We start from the raw sequence: 25,593 nt of genomic DNA, 5'->3' as shown, positions 1-25,593 counted from the left end.
CTGTCTTACGATTGCATCCCAGATCCCTGCTTAACTGACGTGCAGATAACCCCTTTTTCGCATTCAGCATTAATGAAATAGCCAAAAACCATTGCGGCAAAGGAAGTTTGGTGCCCTCGAAAACAGTGCCGACCAAAACGCTATAGCTGCGGTTACAGCTATTGCAAATATGCCGTTGGCTTTCCTGGCGCTTGCTGCTCCGTTTGCTGTTGCAATACGGGCATTCTGGCAATCCTTGCCATCTTAATCCTTCAAGATAGTCTATGCAACTGGACTGATCTGGAAAACGCTTAATCGTCTCTATGATATTCATTATCATAAATATACAAATTATTCCTGCCTTTTCATGGGCTATTACTCTCAAGAGGGGAGCCTTAGAAATCGCTTAGTTATTAAAACCTTGTATAAAAAGCCAGCTGTGCTACATGGTTTACCACATAGGCATCGGCTTGTTTAATGTATTGATTAAGATAACCAGCTTCGGCGTCAAATGATTTGCTAAAGCGGTAGCCAACCGCTACGTAAGCACGGTTTTGATCAAAAAAGTGTTTATTAACTTTATTCTTATTTTGAACGTTTACAAAGGCCTCGTTTTGCAGGGCGAGGAAAGTACCTTCTGTAAATACATCCGAATCCGGTTTCATCGGGATCACTGCACGGGCAAAATACCTGAAACGCTGGGCAAAATACCGATCGTTTTTATTATCGGCAGTGTTCCCTAAAAAGCGCTGCTCTAACCTAAAACGATGTGCCAATTGCACATGTTTGGTAAGCTTATGGGTATATGTGTACTGCTGCCAAATGCGGTGCTCCGGGCGAAATGTTGTTTCGTTACTTGGAGTTCGGCCATAGGTAGCTATGTAGGCATAACCCAAGGCCCCTACCTTGTTTTTGGCAAAATAATAATTAGCCGAAGGACGGAGCAGGATATGCTTTAGGTAACTTACTTCATCATGCGAGCGCAATTGTCCGTCGAACGAATAACCCCAATGTTCGGATAATTTTTGGCTGTGAAAAATAGCCGCCCAGCCCGAAAACTGGTTGTCTTGCGCAAGCAGCCTTGCAGGTGCCGCGAGCAGTAGTACTGCGAAAATTAATAGTTGTTTTTTTAATTGCATGGATGATATATGTGTGTTATAAAGGTTAACATTTATTGTAGAGACGCATTACATGCGTCTCTTTTTGCGACAGAAATTTGCAGGATCTGTCGTTTTATTAAAGTAGAGACGCATGTGCTGCGTCTCTACGCATAGCTTTACTAATCCTTAAACCTTACCAGGGTTTGGCGGCCCAGATCAACCGTTACCCTGAAGGCTTCCTGGTTGCTGCTGTATCCCGGTGTTTGGTGCAGGCTTAATATAAACTGTCCCTTTACACGCTTGTATAAAAACGGCGTGTAAATAATATCTAAACGGTTATAAGTTTTCTTTTCAAAAAACGCGTCGCCGTAAATAATATGGCTGCCCTGGCCTTTGTAAAATTCGTCAAATAGGGCAAAACGTTTCCAGCTTAAATAAGCATTAGCTACAAAGCCGGCGGGTTTATGAAAACCATCAACACCCCTAACCCGCTCAAACGACATCATGCCGCCTGCTTCAATAGATAACGAATCTAAAATGGTTTTATGACTTAAGTCGAGCCCTAATCTTATTTGTCCGCCGCCATTATCCTGGATGTGGTCGTTTGGTAAAAGCACCTCAGCCCCTGCATCATGCATCAGCAAAAAATAGTGCGAAACATAAAAGGGCCCGGTTAAGCTTGGTCGGTATTTACCCGAAAAACCGAACAGGAACTGCTCACGATCGGTAACGGTTTGGCGGCTTACCCAGTCAATCCAGGCAGTTTCGGTAAAGTGGGCATTATGAAAACGAGTAAGCAAACCCTCAACATTGGGGCGATAGTAGCGCAAAGTATCGTTCAGTAGAGCCCGTGGATAATCATCCAGCAAACCCTCGCGCGGGAAAGCACCGGCATTGAACAGCCAGTTTTTACCGGTAAAGCTGTAATAAGCAACTGGATTAACTTTCAAAAAATATGGTTTTGCACCAAACTCATGAATGCCGTTAACCCCTACAATAAAGTGGTTCACACTATCGATATTCAAGCCCAGGTCAAGCGCGGTACGCACACCCGAATAGGTGCGTGAGCGGGCAACAAAATCTTTGTACTCCCGGTTATCCATAAAACCCAAGCCATTAAAATGGATATCAAGGCTACCCTGTGCAAGGGCTGCAGTGGTGGTTATGATCGAAAAAAAGACAAAAAGGTATATCCGTTTAAACATAGTCGATTTATTATTTTACTGTAATGTTGATGCTCTTGCTGTTACGGCCGCCAAAAAATGGTTCGGTACGCAATGAAAAAATGAGTTGATATCTGCCAGGCTGCTCCGGTGCTGTTACGTTAAATTTAAAATGAGTGCTTTCGCCCGGCTTTAGGGCAATGTTATGGAATGAATCATCTGCCTTTTGATTAGTGATCTGATCAGTCTTTTTAAAGAAACAGGCTTCAAAAAATACAGGGTGCTTTTGATTTTTATTACTGAAATCAATGGCGAATGGATAAGGATTTTTAACCGTAAGGTCGAAATCTATTTTTTGCCCCGGACTAACGGCTTCTTTGGGAGCAAGTGTTTCAAATTCAACCCGCTGATAAGTGCGCGTATCGTCGACCCAACCGCCATACCATTTACCGGCAAATACGTTAATGGAATCGGTTGTTACACCGGGCAACCAAACATCCAGTACATAATAAGTTTTTTTATGCTGAATGCTGTCTTCTATAGGCCAGATATCATACTGGGTACGGCGATAATGGCGTGAATCATAGGCAAGCCCACGGGTGGTGTTATTATAAAAATTGTATTTGGACGGATCCTGAAAACCGTCATAAAATATCACATAATTATTGCCTGCCTTTTTCTGGATCTGATGAGCCCAATCCTTAAAGCCGAAAAAGCTTTTCATGGCATCGATCTTTAGCAACAACGGAGGCCCCCAGATAATACAGATACGAACAAGCAAAATCAGGCTGAGGTTTATAACAGCCAAACGGTTAAACCAGGTAGGTTTGCCTCCCGGCCTGGCAAAACTGATGAGCACCAGCATGCTCAACGGCACATAAGCAATCAGTGTCCAATGGAGCTGTACTTCACCTTTAAAGGAGGTGAGAAAAAAGAATGCTAAAATGCCCGCGCTGTTTACGAGCAGGGTGCGGGTGAAAACATCTTGTATTTTGGTTGTAAATCCTTTATAAAAAAGGAACCAGCCAATCAGCGGCCCGGCCATTATCAACTGCCCCAATGGATATAAATAGGTATTATCCAACTGGTAGTCATCGGCCGAACGCTCGCTAAGGTGATAGCTTATTGAAGGATAATCGTGGTTTACCTGCCACAGGATATGCGGTGCATACAAAGCAAGCGCCAGCAGCACAATTCCGTAAAAAGACCCTCGCTTAAGCAATTTTATATTAGATACAAGCGTGAAAGCAACCAACAAAATGCCATGGTACTTACTATATAGCAGGCAGGCTATCACCACGCCCAATATAATGGCAAGTTTTAAGCTGTCCTCTTCAATATATTGCTGATAAAAATACAGGAACAGCACCGTGAAAAACAGCAAAGGGGCATCAGGTGTGGTGGTAAAACCATAAATATGGAATACAAAGATGCCCGAAACCACCAGTATAAAGTTGATGGCATCAACCCTATAGCGCTTTAGCATCAGCCACATCAGGTATAAAGATGCGGTGGTGCTCATCACTGTAAAGAGCCTCACCCCAAATTCATTATGTATGAGACTGTAACCTGCTTTAATGAAAACGGCCACCATAGGCGGATGGTCATAATATCCCCAGTCTAAAAAACGCGAGTAAACCCAGTAGTAGGCCTCATCCGCATGGATCTCCAGGGTAAATGCCTGTACGGCATTTAGCAAAGCCCACAACAGTAAAAAATAAATTATTGGCTTGTTATATTTTACCGGCGCGCTATTTAAAGAGGTATCCTGCATTAAAATGGATGAGTAAATGAATGGGCAAAGGTATGATAAAAGATATAAGCCATAAAACGTTGGCAGCGGCGATGTGATAATTTGACGAAAAACATACCACAATCTTCATAATTTAGCGCAGCTGGAAAGCCTTAACCCATCCAATATAAAATGAAACAAGAATTTGAGGTTATCAAAAAACCGCGCCTGATGCTGTTAAACGTTGTTAAAGATCTTAGCCCCGAACAACTTAACCACATCCCCGCAGGGTTTAATAACAACCTGATCTGGAACCTGGCGCATATGATTTCCGGACAACAAGGTATTTGCTATACACGTGCAGGCGTACCTATTGTGGTTGATGACAAGTACTATACCCCCTACCGTCCCGAAACAAAGCCGCAAAGTTTTATTAATGCCGATGATATTGCTGAGGTTAAAGAGCTGCTTATTTCAACTATTGATAAAATGGAGGAAGATTACCAGACAGGTATTTTCTCAAACTATCAACCGATGACCACCCGTTATGGTGTTACCTTGAGCAATATAGAAGAAGCAATCCGTTTTTTGCCATTTCATGATGGTTTGCATACCGGTTATATCATGGCTTTGAAAAGAGCGGTTTTGGAGGAGATGAGTAAGCTTGTTTAGTATACAATCTTACTAAACGGGATCCCTACCGTTAGCCCGATTGCTGTTTTATTGTAAGGCAGTCGGGTATTCTTTAAGGAATTATTGATGTCCTGAAGCAAAAGTTGTGCTTCAAAATTTATGGCTGTGACTCCCTTTTTATCAATAAGAACAATTGGGATGCCGATGATAGAGTTGAGCGCTTTATAAGTCCCCAAATTTTTTTCAATCCGGAAACTAATGCCAACATGCGAGGTTCCGGGGATATACACTAACTTACCTGCCGCAACGGGTGTTATAAAGTTTTTATATTGGCCTATGTACCGGTCACCTTTATTTATGGTGACGGTGTTGATCCCATCTGTTCCCTGTGCTCCCGTTACATCAGCACTAAATAAGGAACCGCTTTGTACCGTATTATTCACAAAGCCTTTACCGGCAAAGGTTAAAAAGAACCGGCCCAATTTAGGGCTTTCCCAGAAACGAGTATGACTTACAAATAATTCGAGCGGGTAGTTATAATGTTTGTTAACCTGTGCATTCACATCATTGCTTACCATAAATTTTTGTGGGATAACCGGGATATAAACGCCCAGACTTGTCCAGTTATCGGTTACCAGGTCATAATTACCTGTATTTACCAGTAGTTCTGATTGCTGTTCGGAAAACCGTTGCAAATAATCTCCCCGGAGCGAAGCATAAAAGGTTTCCCGAAGTTTGCTTTTCACCTCATTGAGATTTTGTCCCGGCGCCTCCTCCTGTTTCAAAGCGTTAAGAGATTGCTCAAACTCTTCGGCCTTTTTGTTGATACTTTGAGCGATTGTATTTACCATCAATGCCCGGGCTGCATCCATCTCCTTTTTAAAATCACCATTGGCTGCGTAATAAGTTTTCGGCTTTCCCATCCAAGTTTTTTGAATGGTAAAACCCAATTGATTATCATAATACCTGTTAGCACTTTTTGCCGAATACGCGTTTGCTATATTTACCCTCGCCCCTGCTACTACAAATGACCTTACCCAATCATCACTATCAACCGGTTGGTGAAAATTATGATTGATGCTGATCATCCCTTCCGCAGCGTTGATATTAACATAATTTTTATACAACGAAAGGTCTTCATTACCGGAGAGGTAGGAGCTCACCTTATTGGACAGGAAGATATTCATGCTTTTATTAGAGATCAGCATCCCATGGCCTGTGCTGTTAGAATAGTTAGTCACTTTGCTGTTTATCGCCTTTATCTCATTGATGATCTGTGTAGTGGTTTGAGCTTTAGATTGCAAGAAGCCTGAACAGAAAAAGAGCAGACCACTTACTATGATTTTAAGCCACGCTGTATAGTTTCTCCGGTTAATATATTTCAGGCCAGCCCCCATTGCTGCGTAATTTGATTGGTAAAAACTTTCTGGCAGTCGGCATTGAGCAGGGTTTTCCGGGCGTTGACCCACCGGGTAGCTGCATCGCCGTACATTCTTTGGATGCGTTGTGGGGTAATTTCGTTGGCCTTGCCCCAATGAAATGTAAAGGGGATATTTTCATGCTCAAGCATCAGCCATACCTGGGTATAAAAGTTATAAGCTTTGTCTGATAGTGGTGCATCCAACTCCATAATGCAGGTATGTTCAAACCGGGTAAAGCCCAATGTGGCTTTGGTTTGCTTAACAAACCTAAATGAAAATACACCGCTGAAAGGGCCGATATCTTTATTGATCTTCAACATCAAATCGGCAACCCTTGGCGAAAGTTCTGCCGGGAAACCGATGGCAGAGCTCAATAGTTTTCCTCTTAACGTAGTATTGCTAAAAATTTCGCCCAGCGTACCAAAATGAGGATCAGTATTAGTTGTCATGCTGATATTTAACACCTTGGTAACTACAACCGGAACTAAAGCGGGCACAGCATCAGTAATAGTACCTATAAAACTGGCAGCATCATCTCCCGGGCCGATCCCCGCCGCGTTATCAACCGGGGGCTGATAGTTGGTACGATACGGGCGCTTATACATAGTGGTTACAAATGCCCCTTTATCCAGATCGTACGGATTAAGCAGTACCGAAAAATGGAAAGGGCGCTCGTTACCGCATGGCAGCTTATCGGTATCGCTAAAATCAAGTGTTGCCATCATACCCTGCAGTTCGGCATCATAAGGTAACCGTTGCACATAAGTTTCTAACAAAAACAGGGGTTCTGTTTCCATTAGTACGCCGTGGATAATACCGAAGCTCCCAAAACTTACCAATGCGGCATTGAAAAGTTCATCATCCTGTACCAGCTCGGTTTGCAGCAGATCCATAAACCGTTGCGCTACAATGGGAGCGGAGGCTCTTTCCAACCAAATGTGCCTGTCGGGACTTACCACAATATGGAGCCCTACTACAAAATCTGGTGTGGCACCAAAATCAAACGCCGAGCCATGAGTTCCTGTACTCACTGCACCAGCTATAGTTTGCCCGTTGCTGGCACCGGAAGTTTTGAGTGACAGGCCCCTGTTTTTCAAAAATGCGCCGAGTTCCCAAATACCGTTGCCACTTTGTGCAAAAAGCAGGTGGTCTTTGTTGCCAGTGTAAGCAGGGTTTACGGCTGTATCGGCAATAGTAAACCTGGTGTTAAGGGGTTTTGTATCCAGCATTACACCATCTTTAACCGTTGCTATTTTTGTCCACGACCAGCCAGCGCCCAATGATCGTAATGGGGTACCGGTCTCAATAGCTTCTTTAATCAGGTTTTGAAGCCCTTTGGTAGCGTCATTATAACCTTCAAGGGCATCAAGATTGTCTTCGTTGCCTAATTCATACAGATCTTTAATTTGCTCGGTAAAAGTTTCGTGCCGGTTTTCCCAACTGCTGACTCCTGTTTTAATAACTTTCATAGCCGCTTATTTGATTACGCCATCTTTGGCGCAAGGTTTACCGCATTTCCACTCTACCCTTGCAGGGCTCCAGATACCTAAGGTTACAACAGTAAGCAAGGAATAACCGAAATTATTCTTCACCGTAACTTCGGCCATACCATTGGAGCCAAGGGAATCACATATAGGAGTAACGATTCGCTTGGGGCTTTGGATAGCTCCCCAAAAAAAGAAGTTTACATTCTGGTGCGATACCTCTGACCCAGCCTGCGCCTTTGTTTCGACACGGGCCGTGTAACAACTGCACAGCATTAATGAGATTAAAACAGCAGGGATAAGCTTCCTATAAAAATACAGGGGCCTGTTCAAACGTGATGGCAACATATTGTAAGTATTTGGGAAATTCCTAAAATACAATAAAGTAAATCCAAATACTTGATTTTCAATTAAGTAAAAACACGTTTATTGAATACGTACTTTTACGTCATTTATTTGATTAATGAAAAGAAGGGGCTTATCTTATTGATTTGTACAATCCCAGATGCTTTGGTTTGGTTAAAACAATATGCCATAAATGGTTTTTTCTTGAGCGGAAGGATGCAGCGCTGGCACTAAGATAGTAGCGCCACATGCGGTAAAAGGTATCACCATATTTAACGTTAAGCTGCGGCCAGCTTTGCTCAAATTTTTTACGCCACTCCATACAGGTTCGGTCGTAATATACGCCGAAGTTATGCCAATCTTCCAAAATAAATAAGCCCTGCCATGCTGTTGAGAGTTGTGCTGCAGATGGCAGCATACCATTCGGAAATATGTATTTTGCAATCCAGGGATCGGTAACTTTAGTTGAGTAATTACCGCCTATGGTATGAAGAAGGCAAATACCGTCATCTGCTAAATTTTCGTTCACCCTTTCCATAAAGATGCGATAATTACGGTAGCCAACATGTTCAAGCATCCCCACAGAAACTATCCTGTCGAATTTTTCATGTACATCGCGATAATCCTGCACCCTGATCTCCACAGGCAAACCTTTGTTAATCTCCTTTGCAATAATGGCCTGCTCTTCTGAAAGGGTTACGCCTATCCCTTTTACGCCATACTTTTCGGCCGCATATTGAAGGAGGCCGCCCCATCCGCAGCCTATATCAAGTAAGCTCATGCCTGGTTCCAATTTTAACTTACGACAAATCAGATCAAGCTTAGCTTCCTGGGCCTCATCCAATGTTTGTGCAGTTTCCCAATAGGCACAGGAGTATATCATCCGCTTATCAAGCATCAACTCAAACAGGTCGTTGCCAATATCATAATGCTTGTGTGCAACTTCTTTTGCCTTTGATTTGGTTTGCTGATTACTAAATTTTGCCTTGAGAAAGTATTTAAGCGTATTTAAGTCGCGCGGGATCATTTTATCAACCCGGTGATACTGGACGCGAAAAAAAAATTCGTCAAGCGCTTCACAATCCCACCAACCTTCCATGTAGGCTTCCCCAAAACCTAAAGACCCTCCTGCCAGCACACGATCATACAATTTAGGATTGCGTACCTGTAAATCCCATGGGTTATTGCCATTCACGGTAATACCACCTGAAGCAAACATATTTGTAACAATCTCTTTTGATGATCCCATAGCTTTTTCCGGTTTATGCGGTGATAAAGATATTCTTTTTGCGGAAAAACAGGAACAATTGCTAACATAGTACTGCCGCGGGTTACACTACGCCAAACCCGCGGCAATTTTACAAAAAAAGCCCCCTTACAGGAGGCCTTCTTATATATTCATTAAATCACTTTAAAGATCAGTATAATCCCAATTATACTTCTTCCATGCTTTCGCCGGTTACTGTTTCTTTGATCTTATTTTCCAATTCTTCCTGTAGCTCAGGGTTATCAAGGATCAGTTGTTTAACAGCATCACGCCCCTGGCCTAAACGGGTTTCGCCATAGCTAAACCATGACCCTGCTTTTTTAATAATGTTGTATTCAACACCCAGGTCAATGATCTCACCGGCCTTTGAAATACCTTCGCCAAACATGATATCAAACTCGGCTACACGGAACGGAGGGGCAACTTTATTCTTAACGATCTTAACCTTTACGCGGTTACCGGAAACCTCATCAGTGTCTTTAATTTGGGAAATACGGCGTACATCCAAACGTACCGAAGCATAAAATTTCAATGCATTACCACCAGTAGTGGTTTCAGGGTTGCCAAACATAACACCGATCTTATCGCGCAGCTGGTTAATAAAGATACAGCAGCATCCTGTTTTGCTGATAGTGCCGGTTAGCTTACGTAATGCCTGGGACATTAAACGTGCATGCAGGCCCATTTTTGAATCGCCCATTTCGCCTTCTATCTCGGCTTTAGGAACCAACGCTGCAACAGAGTCGATAACCAAAATATCAATAGCGCCCGAACGGATTAGGTTATCGGCAATTTCCAGTGCCTGTTCACCATTATCAGGCTGGGAGATCAGCAGGTTTTCAACATCCACGCCTAATTTCTTGGCATAAAAACGATCGAAAGCGTGCTCCGCATCAATAAAGGCTGCAATTCCACCGTTCTTTTGCGATTCGGCAATGGCATGGATAGCCAAAGTTGTTTTACCTGACGATTCAGGCCCGTAGATCTCAATGATCCTTCCTTTAGGCAAACCGTTAACTCCCAAAGCAATATCAAGCCCTAATGAGCCGGTTGATATAACTTCAGTTTGTTCAACTACGGATTCGCCCAATTTCATGATGGTACCTTTACCGTATGATTTTTCCAGCTTATCTAATGTAAGCTGTAATGCCTTCAATTTATCAGCGCTATTTTTATCTATGTTAGCCATCGTATTAATTTCTTCAACAAATATAATTACATTTTTTAAAATTACTAATTTTTTTAGTAATTTATTTTTTTGCGACTGGTTGATTGGAATGTATTAAGTAAATATAATAACTACTCACTAAGTCATCTATCCACTTACTCAACTAATTATCCACACTTCTCTTCCTCAACTCCTTATCTATAATATTAAGGGCCTTTTTCTTTTTAGCTTCTTTGGCCTTCTTAAGTTTTGCAGCTTCAAGCCTTTGCAGCGCGGCTTCTGTATTATTGCGCTCATAATAGCGACAAAACCACGTAAGCGGACAAATATCGCATTTAGGGCTGCGCGCCAAACAAATATACCGGCCATGCAATATAAGCCAGTGATGTGCAACACCTATATATTCTTTAGGAATATTTTGGACCAACTGTTTTTCAACCGCCAACGGGGTACGGGCATTATTAGTTAAGCCAATGCGGTTGGCCACCCTAAAAACATGTGTATCAACAGCCATGGCCGGTTCTTCAAAAATAACCGAAGCGATCACATTGGCAGTTTTACGGCCTACACCTGGTAATTTTTGCAGATTTTCGATCCCCGAAGGTATTTCGCCATTAAAAACTTCCATCAGCATTTTGCCCATGCCTACCAAATGTTTGGCTTTATTATTAGGATAACTTACTGACCGGATGTATGCAAAAACTTCGTCGGATGTTGCGGCAGCCAGATCTTGCGGAGTAGGAAAACGCTCAAACAGTGCCGGCGTTACCTGGTTAATCCGTTTATCAGTACACTGTGCCGAAAGTATAACGGCCACCAATAATTGGAATGGGTTATTATAGTGCAGCTCAGTAACCGGGTTAGGCTGGTTTTTAGAAAAATAATCAACAAAATGGCGATAGCGTTCGGCTTTTAACATTAGTTCACTGGTTCATTCGTTCATTAGTTTATTGGTGCTTTGCTTATGGCAAATACATCCTTATAAACCACTTTCCAAAACTATCAAACTTTTCACCAATGAACGAATAAACCAGTGAACTACTGAACCATCTTAAAATAGAAAGGTTCATAAATCACTTATTGGGTTTTGGTTTTCGATTCGCATCGGTAACCTTTTCAACAATTATGATCTATGAACCAGTGGGGGAATCCGCAATAAATACTAACGTAAGCTTTTTGAATAATCCAGGATCTGGTGTATAGTTTGCACTTTGGGTTTCCTGATCAGCAGGTCCAAATCAGCACGAATTGAATTGTAAAAAATCACTTCGTCGGCGTCCAGATTTTCTTGTACATTCCTGTTCATTTCAGCTTCGTTAGCTAATGCATTTAACGTTTTTGTAAAGGTTTCATCCATAAGCTTATTTTACTATAATTTTTATATGGTTTATAACGGTGGCTTAAAGATAATATTTTGTTAAATGAAAATTAAATGAAATTTTTATTTAACAAAATTAGCTACCGGAAGCTATGAATTACGTTATTGCAACAGTAAATAACTTTATATCAGCAACTAATGAAACAATAACAGAATTTTAGACAAAAAATAAGGTTAGAATATTATTATCCGGTTTAACCTAAACAATAATATCCTAACCTTTATATCTAATCTCTTATACCGAAAAACTAATTTTTCAGGCTGAGCTCTTTGCTCTGCATCATTTTGCGGAGGTTATTAAGGGCATAGCGCATACGGCCAAGGGCGGTATTGATGCTAACATCGGTAATATCGGCAATCTCTTTAAAACTCATATCCCCAAAGTGGCGCATAATGAGCACCTCCTTTTGTTCGGATGGAAGCAGTTGGATCAGTGCTTTAAGATCTTTATGGGTTTGATCCCTAACCATCTTGTCCTCGGTACTTTCGTCATAATTACCAAGCACTTCAAAAATGTCGAAATCATCGCCATTGCTGATCATAGGCGCACGTTTTTCACGGCGAAAATGGTCAATCACCAGGTTATGTGCAATACGTGTTACCCACGGCAAAAATTTACCCTCTTCGTTATATTTACCGGCTTTAAGGGTGTTAATCACCTTTATAAATGCATCCTGAAAAATATCTTCGGCAAGGTATTCGTCTTTTACCAGCAAGTAAATAGAAGTATATATTTTTGATTGGTAACGCCTTATCAATTCTACTAAACCGGCTTCGTCGCCGGCTACATATAGATGGATTAGATCCTGATCACTCTTCAATTGAAAATCCATAGAAAGTACTACTTAAAACTTAATTCTTAGTTAAAACCTTTTAAAGTAAAGTATATTCTATAGCGTGCTCCTTAGGGGTTAAAGATTTGTTTGCTCAAATAAAATAAATTATTGGTAAAATAACAAATAAAATTTTTTTTTTTCGCGCCCTACTTTACTATTAATCGGTATAATTACCTATAAAACCATCATTTATTTGGCACACTTCCGTTAGACTTATTTTTAATACCGAAGGTTTAATCATTCGCCAAAATAAATTTTTTAAAAAGTAGTTGTTAAAACAACATTAAGTTTTAAAAAGTCAGCAAACTGTAAACTCCAATATTTCACGTAGTTTAATCCAATAAACAATCAAAACTCATTTGGATTCTGCTAAATTTTTTAGGATTTTTGCATTCGCAAAATAAAGTCCATAGCCGATAGCCCATAGACCATGGCACTGATTTAGCTATGGTCTATAGGCCATGGACTATCGACCAAAAAACAGCATGAGTAAAGAAGCAGAAAAAGATCCGCAAAAGCATATTATTATAAAAGGCGCAAGGGTGCACAACCTTAAAAACCTTGATGTGGCTATTCCCAAAAATAAACTGGTGGTAGTTACCGGCATGTCGGGTTCGGGCAAATCATCGCTCGCTTTCGATACTTTGTACGCCGAAGGTCAGCGCCGCTATGTGGAAAGCCTTTCATCATACGCTCGCCAGTTTTTGGGCCGTATGAACAAGCCCGATGTTGATTATATTAAAGGCATTGCACCGGCTATAGCTATTGAGCAAAAGGTAATTACCTCAAACCCACGTTCAACCGTTGGTACATCAACCGAGATCTACGATTATTTAAAACTGCTTTTTTCACGTATCGGTAAAACGATATCGCCCATATCAGGCAATATCGTAAAAAAAGACTCGGTGACCGATGTGGTTAACTTTGTGCTTTCATTGCCTAACGAAACCCAGGTAACCATTCTTGCTCCATTGCACCCGCACAATAACCGGAGCCTTAAAGAGGAACTTGCAGTATTGATGCAAAAAGGTTTTGTTCGTGTTGAATACAATGGCAAACTTTCGCGTATCGAATCTTTATTAGAGGATGAAACAGTAGAGAACGTTCCTTTGATGGCGGCTGAACCAACAGTCGAGATCAAAAAAACAAAGACAAAAAAAGCCGCTGCAGAAACTACCGAAATTGATCAGCAAATTGTAGTACGCATAGTTGTTGACCGCGTTACCAAGAATGAGGAAGACGAAACTATTAGCCGCTTAGGCGACTCCATACAGACTGCCTTTTTTGAAGGCAAAGGCGATTGTTTTGTTCGCTTCCAGCAACCTGACAACGATACCGAGCATGAGCGCTTTTTTTGCGACCGTTTTGAGTTAGACGGATTGAAGTTTGAAGAGCCTACGCCAAACTTCTTCAGCTTTAATAATCCGTATGGCGCATGTAAAAAATGCGAAGGTTACGGCAAGGTGATCGGTATTGATGAAGACCTGGTTATCCCGGATAAAAGCAAATCCATTTATGAGGGGGCCATTGCCCCCTGGCGCGGCGAAAAAATGCGCGAATGGAACGATGCACTGGTAAGACATGCCTTAAAGTTCGACTTCCCTATCCACCGCCAATACAATCAACTAACCGAAAAAGAGCAGCGCCTGCTCTGGACCGGCAATAAGTTTTTCCGTGGCCTTGACGAGTTTTTCAAAGAAATGGAAGAACAAACGTATAAGATCCAGTACCGTGTTTTGCTATCGCGATACAGGGGTAAAACTACTTGCCCGGAGTGTAAGGGCAGCCGTTTACGGATAGACGCTTCTTACGTAAAAATCAGCGAAAAATCAATCACTGATGTGGTGTTAATGCCGTTGGATAAAGCGTTCGAGTTTTTCAAATCGCTTGAACTGAGCGAGACCGACGCTAAAATCGGCAAACGCTTACTAATGGAGATCACCAACCGCCTTGGCTTTTTGAATGATGTAGGGTTAAGCTACTTAACACTTAACCGTTTATCAAACACCCTATCCGGCGGTGAGTCACAACGTATTAACCTGGCTACCTCTTTAGGCAGCAGTCTTGTAGGTTCGGTTTACGTGTTAGATGAGCCGAGCATTGGTTTGCATCCGCGTGATACCCAAAGGCTGATTAGCGTACTAAAATCCCTCCGCGATGTGGGCAACACCGTATTGGTTGTTGAGCATGAGGAAGAGATCATGAAAGCTGCCGATCACATTATTGATATTGGCCCGGAGGCTGGCACCCATGGCGGCGAGCTGATTTTTACCGGTACTTATAACGAAATTATAAAAGACGATAAAAGCCTCACCGGCAAATACCTGAGCGGCAGGGAAGAAATAGCTATCCCCGCAAGCCGCCGCAAATGGCACGATTTTATCGAAATAAAAGGCGCGCGCGAAAACAACCTGAAACATGTCACCGCAAAATTTCCGTTAGGCGTGCTTACTGTTGTTACGGGCGTATCCGGCTCAGGTAAAACCAGTTTGGTAAAACGCATCCTTGCCCCGGCCGTTCAAAAGGCATTGGGCAATTATTCGGGCGAACAAACGGGCTCATACGATGCTATTGATGGTGATTATGGCAAAATTGAACAGGTTGAACTGGTTGACCAAAACCCAATAGGCCGTTCATCGCGCTCAAACCCGGTTACTTATGTTAAAGCCTGGGACGAGATCCGCAACCTGTACGCCGCTCAGCCGGCAGCAAAAGCCGCCGGGCTAAAACCCTCTGCATTTTCTTTTAATGTTGAAGGCGGCCGTTGCGATGTTTGCCAGGGCGAAGGTGAAGTTAAGATAGAGATGCAATTTATGGCAGATATCTTTCTTACCTGCGAAACCTGCGGGGGCCATCGTTTCAAGCAGCATATTTTAGATATCCAGTACAAAGAAAAAAATGTATCGGAGATCCTGAACATGACTATCGATGAAGCCGTTGAGTTTTTTGCCAAAGAGCCAAAGATCATCGCCAAAATAAAACCTTTGGTTGATGTTGGTTTAGGGTATGTGCATTTAGGTCAATCGTCAAATACGTTATCTGGAGGCGAAGCACAGCGCATCAAACTGGCATCATTCCTGGTAAAGGGGAACAATACTAGTAAAACTCTTTTCATTTTTGACGAACCCACTACCGGCCTACATTTTGCCGATATTAAAAAACTGCTGAAATCATTTGATGCCCTCCTTGATCATGGCAACACCATTATTGTTATTGAACACAACATGGATGTGATCAAATGTGCGGACTGGGTTATCGATATTGGCCCGGAAGGTGGAGACCGGGGCGGTAAAGTTGTATTTGAGGGCGTTCCTGAGGACCTTCTAAAACAAAAAGACAGCTATACGGGCAAGTTTTTGAAAGAGCGGTTTTAATTGATCAATGTTTAAGCAGGCTTATCCCTTGCTATATTATATTTTAGTTAAGTTTTCATAAAATAAACTTACAGATATAAGAGCAAAGCGTATAATGCACCCTTATACGCTTTGCTTATGTAACATGTACCCACGTTTTTACGTATCAGAATAACAATTAACTATTTGTATTTAATAGTTACGGCAATCTTCCCAAAGCTTGCCAACCTAACCTTATTAATTATCGAAATATCACAAATATGAATTTATCTCTACAAACCTGTTTCAAGGCTTCATGCTTTTGGCTTTTACTTATTGTATTAGGCGTATCCTGTTCCAAATACAAAAAGCCCAAAGATGATATAGAAACAAAACCTACGGCTGCTTTTACTGCAAAAATTGATGGTGCCGATTATGCAATTGAAGCGACTGATTTTTCATCAACCTATTACACAACAAGCGGCGACGATATTAAGGCCTTGCTTACTACGGCTACATTAAACACCAATGGAAGCAAGATCACCTTTTTTGTGAATGATTTTAAACCCGGCACTGCTGTTATTAACAAAAAAACGGGAACCTCATCAAATCCCGGTAACCCTCGTTTAAAAGTGGATGCCGTTACTAACTCCGTAGTACAAAGCTATGTGCAATATATCAGCGGGGGCAATACTTATTATGCTGTTTCGGGGAGCATTACTGTTTCTTTGAGTGGTAACACAGCTACAATAAAATTCAATATTACTTTTACCGATGCTGCAGGTAAATCATTTACAGCTACGGGTTCATACACAATAAACGACTTCACAACCAATACAAAACCAAAATCACAAATCACCGATCCAACACCTATTGTAAGCAAGCCAACTATTGAAAATATAAGTCCGCTAAGCGGGTTTATTGCGGATACTGTATCCATTACCGGCACTAATTACAGCGCCACCTTAACCGAAAATATTGTGAAATTTAATGGTACCGATGCCAAAGTGGTATCGGCTATAAGCACCACCATTAAAGTAACAGTACCGGCCAGTGCCACAACTGGTGTGGTAACCTTAAAAGTAAAAGACAATGACGTAATAACCGGCCCCATGTTTACAATTTCATCGCCGGCAACTATAACTTCAATCAGCCCAACCAGCGGCAGGGCCGGAGATACCGTTACCATTAACGGCACCAATTTCAACAGCTCAATTGACGGTAACAGAGTTCGCTTTAACAATGCAGGAGCTGTTATAATTTCGGCAACCCCAACCAAAATTAAGGTTAAAGCTGCGTTGGATGGCTCAACAGGCAACGTAACGGTAACCGTTGGTTCGTCTGCAACTGTTACAGGTCCGGTATTTACTTACCTTAACCTTCCGCAGGTGCAATTTCTTTCACCTTACCAGGGCAGGGCCGGCGACACTATCGTTATTCAAGGTTATTATTTTGGAGGCACACCAGCCGCAAACATTGTAAAGTTTAATGGGATACAGGCAAATGTACTTACTGCAGCAGGAACAGCACTTAAGGTAATTGCACCTCAAGGCGTTACTTCGGGCAGGGTTACAGTCACCGTTAATGGCAAAACGTCGACTGATAGTGCCCCATTTACGGTTAACCCGCCATACCCTAATATTAAATGGCAGGAAATTTTTTATTCATCGGGTCTGGAAAACATCAATCAAATGGCCTCTTTAAGAAATGGCTTATTGGTAACCGGCGCAGCAGTTACGAGCAGTCTTTTCTTTAGTGCCGACGACAAAACATTCACCAATGTTTATAACAATCTGCCATTCAATAAAAACAGCAAAGTGATTATTCATCTGCTAAGCCAGGATGGAAAAGCATTTTATGTAACCAGTAACCTTGGCGTAGCTAAATCAACCGACGGTGTAAACTGGACAAAGCTTACACCAGATAAAAACAATCCGGACAAAGGATTCACCGGTATTGTGAGCACCAGTGAAAGACTTATGTTAGTTTCCGGCTCAACTACCTATACATCATTAGATGCAGGAACAACCTGGACAACGGCAGGCAATTCGCAGCCTGCTCAATTAGATTACTTCACCAGTTTCCCAAACAGCAAATACATTTTTGCCATTGATACCGCTAAAAACACTGCATCGCACAATGCCACTAAGCTTTATTCATCAATAGATAAAGGCACCACGTGGAATCAATCATACAGCTCTGTTACGGGAATTTATCATTTTAATGAAGGCTGCAGAGATTTTCTTAAAACAACCAACTACAGTCTTTATTGTGCATTCAGCCCGGTATCAAACCCCGGGCTTGCTGATCAAAAGCTCTATCGGTCAGTTAACCAGGGCTACCAGTGGGATCTGGTGGGCAATGAAACCTGTTTTGTAGTAAAAACCTTCGGTGTTAATGTAGCTTATGGTAGCCAAACCTTCAATTTATCAACAAATGATGGCACTACTTTCAAAAGCTTCGCACTACCACAGGGCTACAGCTACCTGGGTGGAATTGAACTGGGATCCTATATATACATAACTGTAACTAACTTATCCGGCACACACATATTCCGGTCAAGCTGGTAACTCTTCTTCTTTCTTGAAAAAATAAAAAGCCTTTTATATACTAAAGGGCTTTTTATTTTTCATTACGAGCAGCTTAGCTCTTTGATATTCCAAAATCGAATATCTATCTTTACTATTCTTCCGCACCTATTTAATCTAAAACGCTCGTTTACAGCAATTAACTTATATTACTAATACCTAAATTTTATTACCATGCCAGGTACAAAAGAATTTTATGACACCATTCGTGACACAGTTTTTAAAGGTCACATTTCACAAAGCCAGGTTGATGGTATCGAAGCCATTTTAAAGGCCGCAGCAGATGCCGGCGTTACCGATCAGCGTAAAGTAGCCTACATGTTAGGCACCGTTTACCATGAATGCGCAGGTACTATGCAGCCGATAACTGAATTTGGCAAAGGCAAAGGTCATCCCTATGGCGAAAAATTTAAAATGGGCGGGGGGCCAGGTCACCGTATCCCTTATACAACGCCCGATCAGCTTTATTATGGCCGCGGTTTTGTACAATTAACATGGTACGAGAACTATGACGCCATGAGCAAGCATTTACATCTCGACCTGCTTAACCATCCCGAATTGGCGCTTCAACCTGATATAGCTGCCAATATTATGATTGAAGGTATGACAAAAGGCATGTTTACCGGCGTTGGCTTAGGCAAATATTTTGACGCCACCCATGCCGACTGGATCAACGCCCGCCGTATTATTAACGGGAATGATCACGATGTGCTGATAGCAGGTTATGCCAAACATTTTTATAAGGGATTGACCGGTATTGATGCGTAAATTGAGTATGCGACTGTTTAACCTTTAATCTCGAACAGTCGCACAACTTTTACTTTCGGCAATCAATCATCCCTGCGCAATAATCAACTAACCCCCCACTCTGATATCATGATATTTGATATATTAGCTTAAATGAATAAGCTGATCACTTACCTTTTTGTACTATTCTCCATTCAGCTTTGTTCCTGCCATACTGATACTTCTCCCGATCAGCACAAAACCGTTTTTAATATCAATCTGGAAGAAGGCCTTACCTCACTTGATCCTGCCTTTTGCCGCAATCATTATACCATTTGGATGGATAACCAGCTTTATAACGGCCTGGTACAGATCAACGATAGTTTAAAAACCATTCCCTGTATAGCCAAAAGCTGGGAAACATCAGCTGATGGTTTATTATATACCTTCCATCTGCGTAATGATGTATATTTTCATGACGACCCTCATTTTGCAAATGGTACAGGTCGAAGGGCAGTGGCCTCAGATTTTGCTTATAGCTTCGGTCGTTTGATCGATCCCAAAGTCGCTTCATCCGGCTCATGGATCTTCAGTGATAAGGTAAAGGATAAAAGCGCCTTCATGGCACCTAATGACAGTACTTTCCAAATAAGGCTTAAACAGCCTTTCGCTCCCTTTCTAAGCTTACTCACGGCACAATATTGTTCTGTAGTCCCAAAAGAAGTGGTTGAGTTTTATGGCAAGGACTTCAGGAGCCATCCGGTAGGCACCGGCCCTTTCAGGTTTAAATACTGGAAAGAGGGTGAAGTACTGGTATTTTTAAAGAATGAGCATTATTGGGAAAAAGATGAAAAAGGTAAGCACCTCCCCTATTTGGATGCCATCCGCTCCACCTTTATTGCTGATAAGCAAACCTCATTCCTGGAGTTTGTAAAAAAGAACATCGATTTTTTAAATGATATCGATGGCAGCTATCGCGATGATATCCTCACCAAAGCAGGCAAGGTAACGCAAAAATATAAGGGTAAATTTATACTCAATACCGCTCCTTACCTGAATACCATTTACCTGGGCATGCTGGTTGATACCACTTTGCCCATTGTAAAAAAATCGCCCTTAAAAATACTTAAGATCAGGCAGGCCATCAACTACGCCATCGACCGCGAAAAGATGATCAAATACCTCCGCAACAGTATGGGTACACCGGGCTACGGAGGTTTTGTGCCCGAAGGCATGCCAGGCTTTAACGGCACCGGGGTAAAAGGTTATCTATACGACCCGGAAAAAGCTCGCTGCCTGCTCCGCGATGCCGGTTATCCCAATGGTAAAAACATGCCCGAAATTACCCTGGCTACCACTATTGGTTACCGCAGTTTAATTGAGTATGTACAAGGCCAATTGGAACGCATTGGTATAAAAACAAATGTAGAGATAACCCAGGGTGCCAGCCTGCGCGAACTAATCTCAAAAAACGGCATCAACTTTTTTTACGGCTCCTGGATAGCCGATTATCCAGATGCCGAAAACTACCTTTCAGTTTTTTACTCCAAAAATAAAATTCCCTTCGGCCCCAATTATACCGGGTTCAACAATAAAAGGTTCGATGAACTTTTTGAGCAAACCTACCAGGTAAAAGATGATGAAAAACGTTTCGCCCTCTACCGCCAGATGGATAATCTGATGATGGAGCAATCGCCCATTGTAGTATTATACTACGATAAACTGGTAAACCTTTATCAAAACAACATTAGTGGCTATAGCCTTAATGGTCAAAATTTGTTAGTGCTTAAAAGGGTGGTGAAGCGGCTTTAGTGATTAGAGGTTGGAGGTCAGAGATTAGTTGTACTTGGTTCGTCGCTACTTCTAATCACCTGACAAATTTCAAAACCTTGCGAAACCTATTACACAAAAAAATCCCGGAGGGAAAACCTACCGGGATCTCTTTTATAAAGTTTTTGCAGGGTTATACACCTAACAACAACCTTGCAGGATCTTCAAGCAATTGTTTAACCCTTACCAGGAAGCTTACCGATTCACGACCGTCAATGATGCGGTGATCATATGACAGGGCAAGGTACATCATCGGGCGGATCACAACCTGTCCGTTTACTGCTACCGGGCGCTCAATGATATTATGCATACCTAAAATGGCCGATTGCGGTGCATTAATGATCGGCGTCGATAACATCGAACCAAATACACCACCATTGGTAATGGTAAATGTGCCGCCGGTCATTTCAGGGATGGTCAGTTTGTTTTCGCGGGCTTTACCGGCAAGTACCACAATGGCTTTCTCAATTTCGGCAAGGCTCATGCTATCAGCATTGCGGATAACCGGAACAACCAAACCTTTAGGGGCAGAAACAGCGATAGAGATATCAGCAAAATTGCTGTATACGATCTCTTCGCCCTCAATACGTGCACCAACAGCCGGCCAGTCTTTCAAAGCCTCGGTAACCGCTTTGGTAAAGAACGACATGAAGCCTAAGCCAACGCCATGTTTCTCTTTGAATTTATCTTTGTATTTACCGCGTAATTCCATGATCGGCTGCATATCAACCTCGTTAAAGGTGGTAAGCATTGCCGTTTCATTTTTAACCGATACTAAACGCTTAGCAACGGTTTTACGCAACGAAGTCATTTTCTCGCGTTTCTCGTCCCTGGCACCGCTTGCTACAACAGGAGCAGCAGTTTGGGCAGCTGGAGCAGGAGCGGCAGGTTTAGCTGCCGGAGCTTGCGCGCCAAGGGCATCACCTTTAGTGATCCGGCCATCAACACCTGAACCTGATACTGATTTTGGATCAACACCTTTTTCGGCTAATATTTTGGCGGCAGCCGGTGATGGCGTACCTGAGGCATAAGTTTTAGCACTTTCGGCAGCTGCACCACCACGTGGCGATTCATCGGTAGCGCTAACTACAGCCGGGGTTACTGTAGGCTGTGAAGCACCTGCACCTTCAATAATACAAACTACGGTACCAATCGCTAATACATCGCCTTCTTTAGCGATTGTTTTTAACGTACCTGCTTTTTCGGCAGTAAGTTCAAACGTAGCTTTATCTGATTCCAGCTCGGCAATAGCTTCATCCATAGCAACAGCGTCGCCGTCTTTCTTAATCCACCGAGATAATGTAACCTCCGTGATAGATTCACCTACCGGTGGTACTTTAATTTCGACAGATGCTGATGCGGCAGCCGGAGCGGCAGCAACAGGGGCCGGAGCAGGAGCGTTTGCAACAACTTCTGGCTGTGGCTGTGCTGCAGGAGCAGCAACTTCAGCGCCTCCGTCTTCAATATTGGCAACAACAGCGCCAATTGGTAGTACATCGCCTTCATTGGCAACGATTTTTAAAGTACCGGCTTTTTCGGCAGTAAGCTCAAAAGTAGCCTTGTCTGACTCAAGTTCGGCAATAACCTCGTCCATTTCAACGTGGTCGCCGTCTTTCTTTTTCCAGCTCGAAAGGGTCACTTCTGTAATTGATTCGCCTACGGTAGGCACCTTAATCGCTAAGCTCATATTGTAGTATTGTAGATTTTATATTTTTTTCTGGATGATGTCAGGATGCTTAACTTATTGATCAATCAGCCCCGGCATCAGCCATTTTCTTTGTTGTTTTTTTAACAGCTTCTTTAACCACTTTACCGGCTGGGGCCTCAAAAGCTTTTGAAACTATGTATAACTGCTGGGCGGCATGCTGTTTAGCAAAGCCTGTTGCGGTACTGCTGCCTTCAATCCTTGAAATAACGCTCAGGTTAATCACCTTATCATTATGGAATTTACGGCAAATGTATGGCCATGCGCCCATGTTTTCAGGCTCTTCCTGTACCCAGATAAATTCGGCCTTTTCGTATTTAGCTTTGATCTTCAAAATTTGGGTAACCGGAGTGGGGTAAAGCTGCTCTACACGTACAATAGCCACATCCTTACGGTTATCGGCCTGTTGTTTGTCAAGCAGATCGTAATAAACCTTACCGGTACACAACAACACGCGTTTTACCTTTTTAGGATCAACATAAGTATCATCTATCAACTCGTGGAATTTACCGTTGGTAAAATCTTCAATTGGCGATACACATTTAGGACTGCGCAATAAGCTTTTTGGTGTAAAAATGATCAAAGGCTTACGGAAATCACGGTGCATTTGCCTGCGTAAAATATGGAAGAAGTTGGCAGGGGTTGTGCAGTTGGCAATTTGAATGTTATCATCGGCACAAAGCTCTAAAAAGCGTTCAACCCGTGCAGATGAGTGCTCAGGGCCCTGGCCTTCATAACCGTGAGGCAACAACATAACCAAACCATTACCACGCTGCCATTTAGTTTCGGCACTGGCAATGTACTGGTCAACAATGATCTGGGCACCGTTAAAGAAATCACCAAACTGGGCCTCCCAAATGGTTAAAGCAGTTGGGTTTGCAAGTGCATAGCCGTATTCAAAACCTAAAACGCCATACTCAGATAATAAAGAGTTATAGATGCTTAATTTAGCTTCGGGGTTAATGGATGCAAGCGGTGTAAATTCGTCTTCCGAATCAACCAGCGTCAATACCGCATGGCGATGCGAGAAAGTACCACGTTTTACGTCTTCACCACTTAACCTGATAGGGTAACCTTCTTTTAACAAAGTTCCGTAAGCAAGCAGTTCGCCCATGGCCCAGTCAAACACTTTGGTTTTGTTCACCATGGCACTGCGGTCTTCAAACAGTTTCTCAATTTTCTTGAAGAACTCTTTATTTGGTGGTAACACAGTGATCTTATTACCAATCTCTAATATGGTTTCTTCGGCTACAGAAGTATCAATAGCTTTTACCAGTTCTTTATGGCTTGCCAGGTGCAATCCGCTCCAAGCACCTTCAAACATGGCAATAGTATCAGTAAACCTTTCTTCTGATTTTACTTCATCTAGCTTTTGCTGTAACTCATCTTTGAAGGTTTTTTCGATAGATTTCAGGAATTCAGCATCTATACTGCCTTCATCTATCAGTTTTTGATTGTAAATCTTTAAAGGGTTAGGGTGCGCGTCGATAGCCTTGTATAACAGCGGCTGGGTGAATTTAGGCTCATCAGCTTCGTTATGGCCATAACGGCGGTAGCAAAGGATATCGATAAATACGTCCTCATTAAATACCTGCCTGTATTCCATAGCCAGGTTTACTACATAAGCCAAAGCTTCAACATCATCACCGTTTACGTGAAAAACCGGCGAAAGCACAGTTTTGGCAACATCGGTACAATAAGTACTTGAACGGGCGTCTTTATAGTTGGTGGTAAACCCTATCTGGTTGTTGATAACCAGGTGAATGGTGCCGCCTGTGCGGTAACCATCCAGTTTTTCCATTTGTAAAACTTCATATACTATACCCTGTCCGGCAATTGAAGCATCGCCATGAATCAGGATTGGAGCGATCTTTGAATGATCGCCGCCATATTTAAAGTCGATTTTTGAACGGGTAATCCCTTCTACAACCGGGTCAACAGCTTCCAGGTGCGATGGGTTAGGGCAAAGGCTCAGGTGAACTTTTTTACCGCTTTTGGTAAGCACGTCGGTTGAAAAACCTAAGTGGTATTTCACGTCACCACCAAAAGGCGATTCAGAATCGTAGTTTTTACCTTCAAACTCAGAGAATACCTCTTTATAGGTTTTCTCCATGATGTTGGTCAACACGTTCAAACGCCCGCGGTGCGCCATACCGATGATAAACTCCTCGATACCCAGATCGGCGCCTTTTTTAATTACCGAATCCATTGAAGGGATCAGCGCTTCGGCACCTTCCAGTGAAAAACGTTTTTGACCAAGGAATTTGGTGCCCAAAAAGTTTTCGAAAGTTACTGCTTCGTTCAGCTTGTTAAGCATTTCCTTCTTTTCATCAAGGGTAAAAGAAGGTGTATTACGACGGCTTTCCATCCGCTCTTCAAACCATTTTATTTTAATGGGATTACGGATGTATTTATATTCCGTACCTATTGAACGGCAGTAAGTATCCTCAAGCAACTGTCGGATATCGCGCAATTTGGCGGCACCTAAACCAACTTCAACACCGGCATTAAAAACGGTATCAAGGTCGGCTTCGCTCAAGCCAAAAGTTTCAAGCTCCTTGCCTGGGTAATAATGGCGGCGTTCGCGAACGGGGTTTGTTTTTGCAAACAAATGCCCGCGCGAGCGGTAACCATCTATCATGTTTAATACGTTGATTTCCTTTAAAAAATGTTCAGGAGTAGCTTCACCAACTACGGCAGGTGCAATTGCTCCGGCAGCATCGGTATCTTTACCAAAATCAAATCCTTCAAAGAATTTTTGCCATCCAAAATCAACCGATTCCGGTTCCTGTTTGTACTGTTCGTATAGGGAAGATATGTAGGCAGCGTTTCCGCTATTTATATAATTGAGACGATCCATGTGAAACTGATCTTTAAAACGGTACAAAAGTAATGATATACCGCTA

Annotated in this window: 19 protein-coding genes; 5 read left to right on the top strand and 14 right to left on the bottom strand. The window is 42.4% G+C overall.

Going from position 1 to position 25,593, the window contains the following annotated elements; genetic code table 11:
• From BLS28_RS26135 to BLS28_RS26120, 4 genes are all read right to left on the bottom strand, one after another.
• Positions 1-313: transposase (locus tag BLS28_RS26135; RefSeq protein ID WP_176844571.1), on the bottom strand; the 313-nt coding region annotated here is incomplete at its 3' end.
• 79 nt (positions 314-392) lie between these two features.
• On the bottom strand, positions 393-1,118 hold the full coding sequence (locus BLS28_RS26130; protein WP_091174713.1) for a DUF2490 domain-containing protein: 726 nt from the start codon (positions 1,116-1,118) through the stop codon (positions 393-395).
• Between the two features lie 140 nt (positions 1,119-1,258).
• Positions 1,259-2,284: a lipid A deacylase gene (locus BLS28_RS26125; RefSeq protein ID WP_090534425.1), complete on the bottom strand. Its 1,026-nt coding sequence runs from the start codon at positions 2,282-2,284 to the stop codon at positions 1,259-1,261.
• 10 nt (positions 2,285-2,294) lie between these two features.
• On the bottom strand, positions 2,295-4,016 hold the full coding sequence (locus BLS28_RS26120) for an ArnT family glycosyltransferase (protein ID WP_091174710.1): 1,722 nt from the start codon (positions 4,014-4,016) through the stop codon (positions 2,295-2,297).
• A gap of 150 nt (positions 4,017-4,166) precedes the next feature.
• Here BLS28_RS26120 and BLS28_RS26115 point away from each other — a divergent pair, with 150 nt between their 5' ends.
• Complete coding sequence (locus tag BLS28_RS26115; protein ID WP_091174707.1) at positions 4,167-4,646, top strand: DinB family protein; 480 nt, start codon at positions 4,167-4,169, stop codon at positions 4,644-4,646.
• On the opposite strand, the gene BLS28_RS26110 is transcribed toward BLS28_RS26115, so the two are convergent.
• The 8 genes from BLS28_RS26110 to BLS28_RS26075 all read right to left on the bottom strand — a co-directional run bounded on the left by BLS28_RS26110 (position 4,643) and on the right by BLS28_RS26075 (position 12,503).
• Positions 4,643-5,911, bottom strand: coding sequence for a hypothetical protein (locus BLS28_RS26110; RefSeq protein WP_143020879.1), 1,269 nt, complete (start codon positions 5,909-5,911; stop codon positions 4,643-4,645). The genes BLS28_RS26115 and BLS28_RS26110 overlap by 4 nt on opposite strands.
• A 77-nt stretch (positions 5,912-5,988) precedes the next feature.
• A complete protein-coding gene (locus BLS28_RS26105) occupies positions 5,989-7,497 on the bottom strand; it encodes an FAD-binding protein (RefSeq protein ID WP_091174702.1) in 1,509 nt (502 codons plus the stop codon).
• A gap of 6 nt (positions 7,498-7,503) precedes the next feature.
• Complete coding sequence (locus BLS28_RS26100) at positions 7,504-7,788, bottom strand: Bor/Iss family lipoprotein (protein WP_143020878.1); 285 nt, start codon at positions 7,786-7,788, stop codon at positions 7,504-7,506.
• A 202-nt stretch (positions 7,789-7,990) separates the two neighbouring features.
• Positions 7,991-9,106, bottom strand: a complete 1,116-nt coding sequence (gene cfa / locus BLS28_RS26095; RefSeq protein WP_091174697.1) for a cyclopropane fatty acyl phospholipid synthase — start codon at positions 9,104-9,106, stop codon at positions 7,991-7,993.
• 184 nt (positions 9,107-9,290) lie between these two features.
• A complete protein-coding gene (gene recA, locus BLS28_RS26090; protein WP_090534412.1) occupies positions 9,291-10,313 on the bottom strand; it encodes a recombinase RecA in 1,023 nt (340 codons plus the stop codon).
• Between the two features lie 142 nt (positions 10,314-10,455).
• Entirely contained in the window at positions 10,456-11,211 is a 756-nt protein-coding gene (gene nth, locus BLS28_RS26085) for an endonuclease III (RefSeq protein WP_091174695.1), read from the bottom strand.
• A 243-nt stretch (positions 11,212-11,454) separates the two neighbouring features.
• Positions 11,455-11,649, bottom strand: a complete 195-nt coding sequence (locus BLS28_RS26080) for a hypothetical protein (RefSeq protein WP_091174692.1) — start codon at positions 11,647-11,649, stop codon at positions 11,455-11,457.
• 269 nt (positions 11,650-11,918) lie between these two features.
• A complete protein-coding gene (locus BLS28_RS26075; protein WP_090534404.1) occupies positions 11,919-12,503 on the bottom strand; it encodes an RNA polymerase sigma factor in 585 nt (194 codons plus the stop codon).
• A gap of 488 nt (positions 12,504-12,991) precedes the next feature.
• Here BLS28_RS26075 and uvrA point away from each other — a divergent pair, with 488 nt between their 5' ends.
• From uvrA to BLS28_RS26055, 4 genes are all read left to right on the top strand, one after another.
• A complete protein-coding gene (uvrA, locus tag BLS28_RS26070; RefSeq protein WP_091174725.1) occupies positions 12,992-15,880 on the top strand; it encodes an excinuclease ABC subunit UvrA in 2,889 nt (962 codons plus the stop codon).
• A gap of 239 nt (positions 15,881-16,119) precedes the next feature.
• Positions 16,120-18,408, top strand: a complete 2,289-nt coding sequence (locus tag BLS28_RS26065; RefSeq protein WP_091174689.1) for an IPT/TIG domain-containing protein — start codon at positions 16,120-16,122, stop codon at positions 18,406-18,408.
• 192 nt (positions 18,409-18,600) lie between these two features.
• Positions 18,601-19,194 carry a glycoside hydrolase family 19 protein gene (locus BLS28_RS26060; RefSeq protein WP_091174687.1) on the top strand — a complete coding sequence of 198 codons (594 nt, stop codon included), beginning with the start codon at positions 18,601-18,603 and terminating at the stop codon, positions 19,192-19,194.
• A 132-nt stretch (positions 19,195-19,326) separates the two neighbouring features.
• Complete coding sequence (locus BLS28_RS26055; RefSeq protein WP_091174685.1) at positions 19,327-20,964, top strand: ABC transporter substrate-binding protein; 1,638 nt, start codon at positions 19,327-19,329, stop codon at positions 20,962-20,964.
• A 151-nt stretch (positions 20,965-21,115) separates the two neighbouring features.
• Here BLS28_RS26055 and odhB read toward each other — a convergent pair whose 3' ends face one another.
• Positions 21,116-22,669, bottom strand: a complete 1,554-nt coding sequence (gene odhB / locus BLS28_RS26050) for a 2-oxoglutarate dehydrogenase complex dihydrolipoyllysine-residue succinyltransferase (protein WP_091174683.1) — start codon at positions 22,667-22,669, stop codon at positions 21,116-21,118.
• A 61-nt stretch (positions 22,670-22,730) separates the two neighbouring features.
• Positions 22,731-25,547, bottom strand: coding sequence for a 2-oxoglutarate dehydrogenase E1 component (locus BLS28_RS26045; protein ID WP_091174680.1), 2,817 nt, complete (start codon positions 25,545-25,547; stop codon positions 22,731-22,733).
• Between the last annotated feature and the right edge of the window lie 46 nt (positions 25,548-25,593).

Origin of the sequence: Mucilaginibacter gossypii (assembly GCF_900100945.1) — a bacterium.
In the GTDB taxonomy this organism is placed as follows: domain Bacteria; phylum Bacteroidota; class Bacteroidia; order Sphingobacteriales; family Sphingobacteriaceae; genus Mucilaginibacter; species Mucilaginibacter gossypii.
This window is presented reverse-complemented; position numbering and strand designations above follow the sequence as displayed.

Excerpts from the sequence above, each read along its gene's own strand:
- BLS28_RS26125 (WP_090534425.1), bottom strand. The coding sequence starts at position 2,284 with ATGTTTAAACGGATATACCTTTTTGTCTTTTTTTCGATCATAACCACC.
- recA (WP_090534412.1), bottom strand. The coding sequence starts at position 10,313 with ATGGCTAACATAGATAAAAATAGCGCTGATAAATTGAAGGCATTACAG.
- BLS28_RS26130 (WP_091174713.1), bottom strand. The coding sequence starts at position 1,118 with ATGCAATTAAAAAAACAACTATTAATTTTCGCAGTACTACTGCTCGCG.
- BLS28_RS26060 (WP_091174687.1), top strand. The coding sequence starts at position 18,601 with ATGCCAGGTACAAAAGAATTTTATGACACCATTCGTGACACAGTTTTT.
- BLS28_RS26045 (WP_091174680.1), bottom strand. The coding sequence starts at position 25,547 with ATGGATCGTCTCAATTATATAAATAGCGGAAACGCTGCCTACATATCT.
- nth (WP_091174695.1), bottom strand. The coding sequence starts at position 11,211 with ATGTTAAAAGCCGAACGCTATCGCCATTTTGTTGATTATTTTTCTAAA.
- BLS28_RS26075 (WP_090534404.1), bottom strand. The coding sequence starts at position 12,503 with ATGGATTTTCAATTGAAGAGTGATCAGGATCTAATCCATCTATATGTA.
- BLS28_RS26065 (WP_091174689.1), top strand. The coding sequence starts at position 16,120 with ATGAATTTATCTCTACAAACCTGTTTCAAGGCTTCATGCTTTTGGCTT.
- BLS28_RS26105 (WP_091174702.1), bottom strand. The coding sequence starts at position 7,497 with ATGAAAGTTATTAAAACAGGAGTCAGCAGTTGGGAAAACCGGCACGAA.
- BLS28_RS26080 (WP_091174692.1), bottom strand. The coding sequence starts at position 11,649 with ATGGATGAAACCTTTACAAAAACGTTAAATGCATTAGCTAACGAAGCT.
- BLS28_RS26120 (WP_091174710.1), bottom strand. The coding sequence starts at position 4,016 with ATGCAGGATACCTCTTTAAATAGCGCGCCGGTAAAATATAACAAGCCA.
- BLS28_RS26055 (WP_091174685.1), top strand. The coding sequence starts at position 19,327 with ATGAATAAGCTGATCACTTACCTTTTTGTACTATTCTCCATTCAGCTT.
- cfa (WP_091174697.1), bottom strand. The coding sequence starts at position 9,106 with ATGGGATCATCAAAAGAGATTGTTACAAATATGTTTGCTTCAGGTGGT.
- uvrA (WP_091174725.1), top strand. The coding sequence starts at position 12,992 with ATGAGTAAAGAAGCAGAAAAAGATCCGCAAAAGCATATTATTATAAAA.
- BLS28_RS26100 (WP_143020878.1), bottom strand. The coding sequence starts at position 7,788 with ATGCTGTGCAGTTGTTACACGGCCCGTGTCGAAACAAAGGCGCAGGCT.
- BLS28_RS26115 (WP_091174707.1), top strand. The coding sequence starts at position 4,167 with ATGAAACAAGAATTTGAGGTTATCAAAAAACCGCGCCTGATGCTGTTA.
- odhB (WP_091174683.1), bottom strand. The coding sequence starts at position 22,669 with ATGAGCTTAGCGATTAAGGTGCCTACCGTAGGCGAATCAATTACAGAA.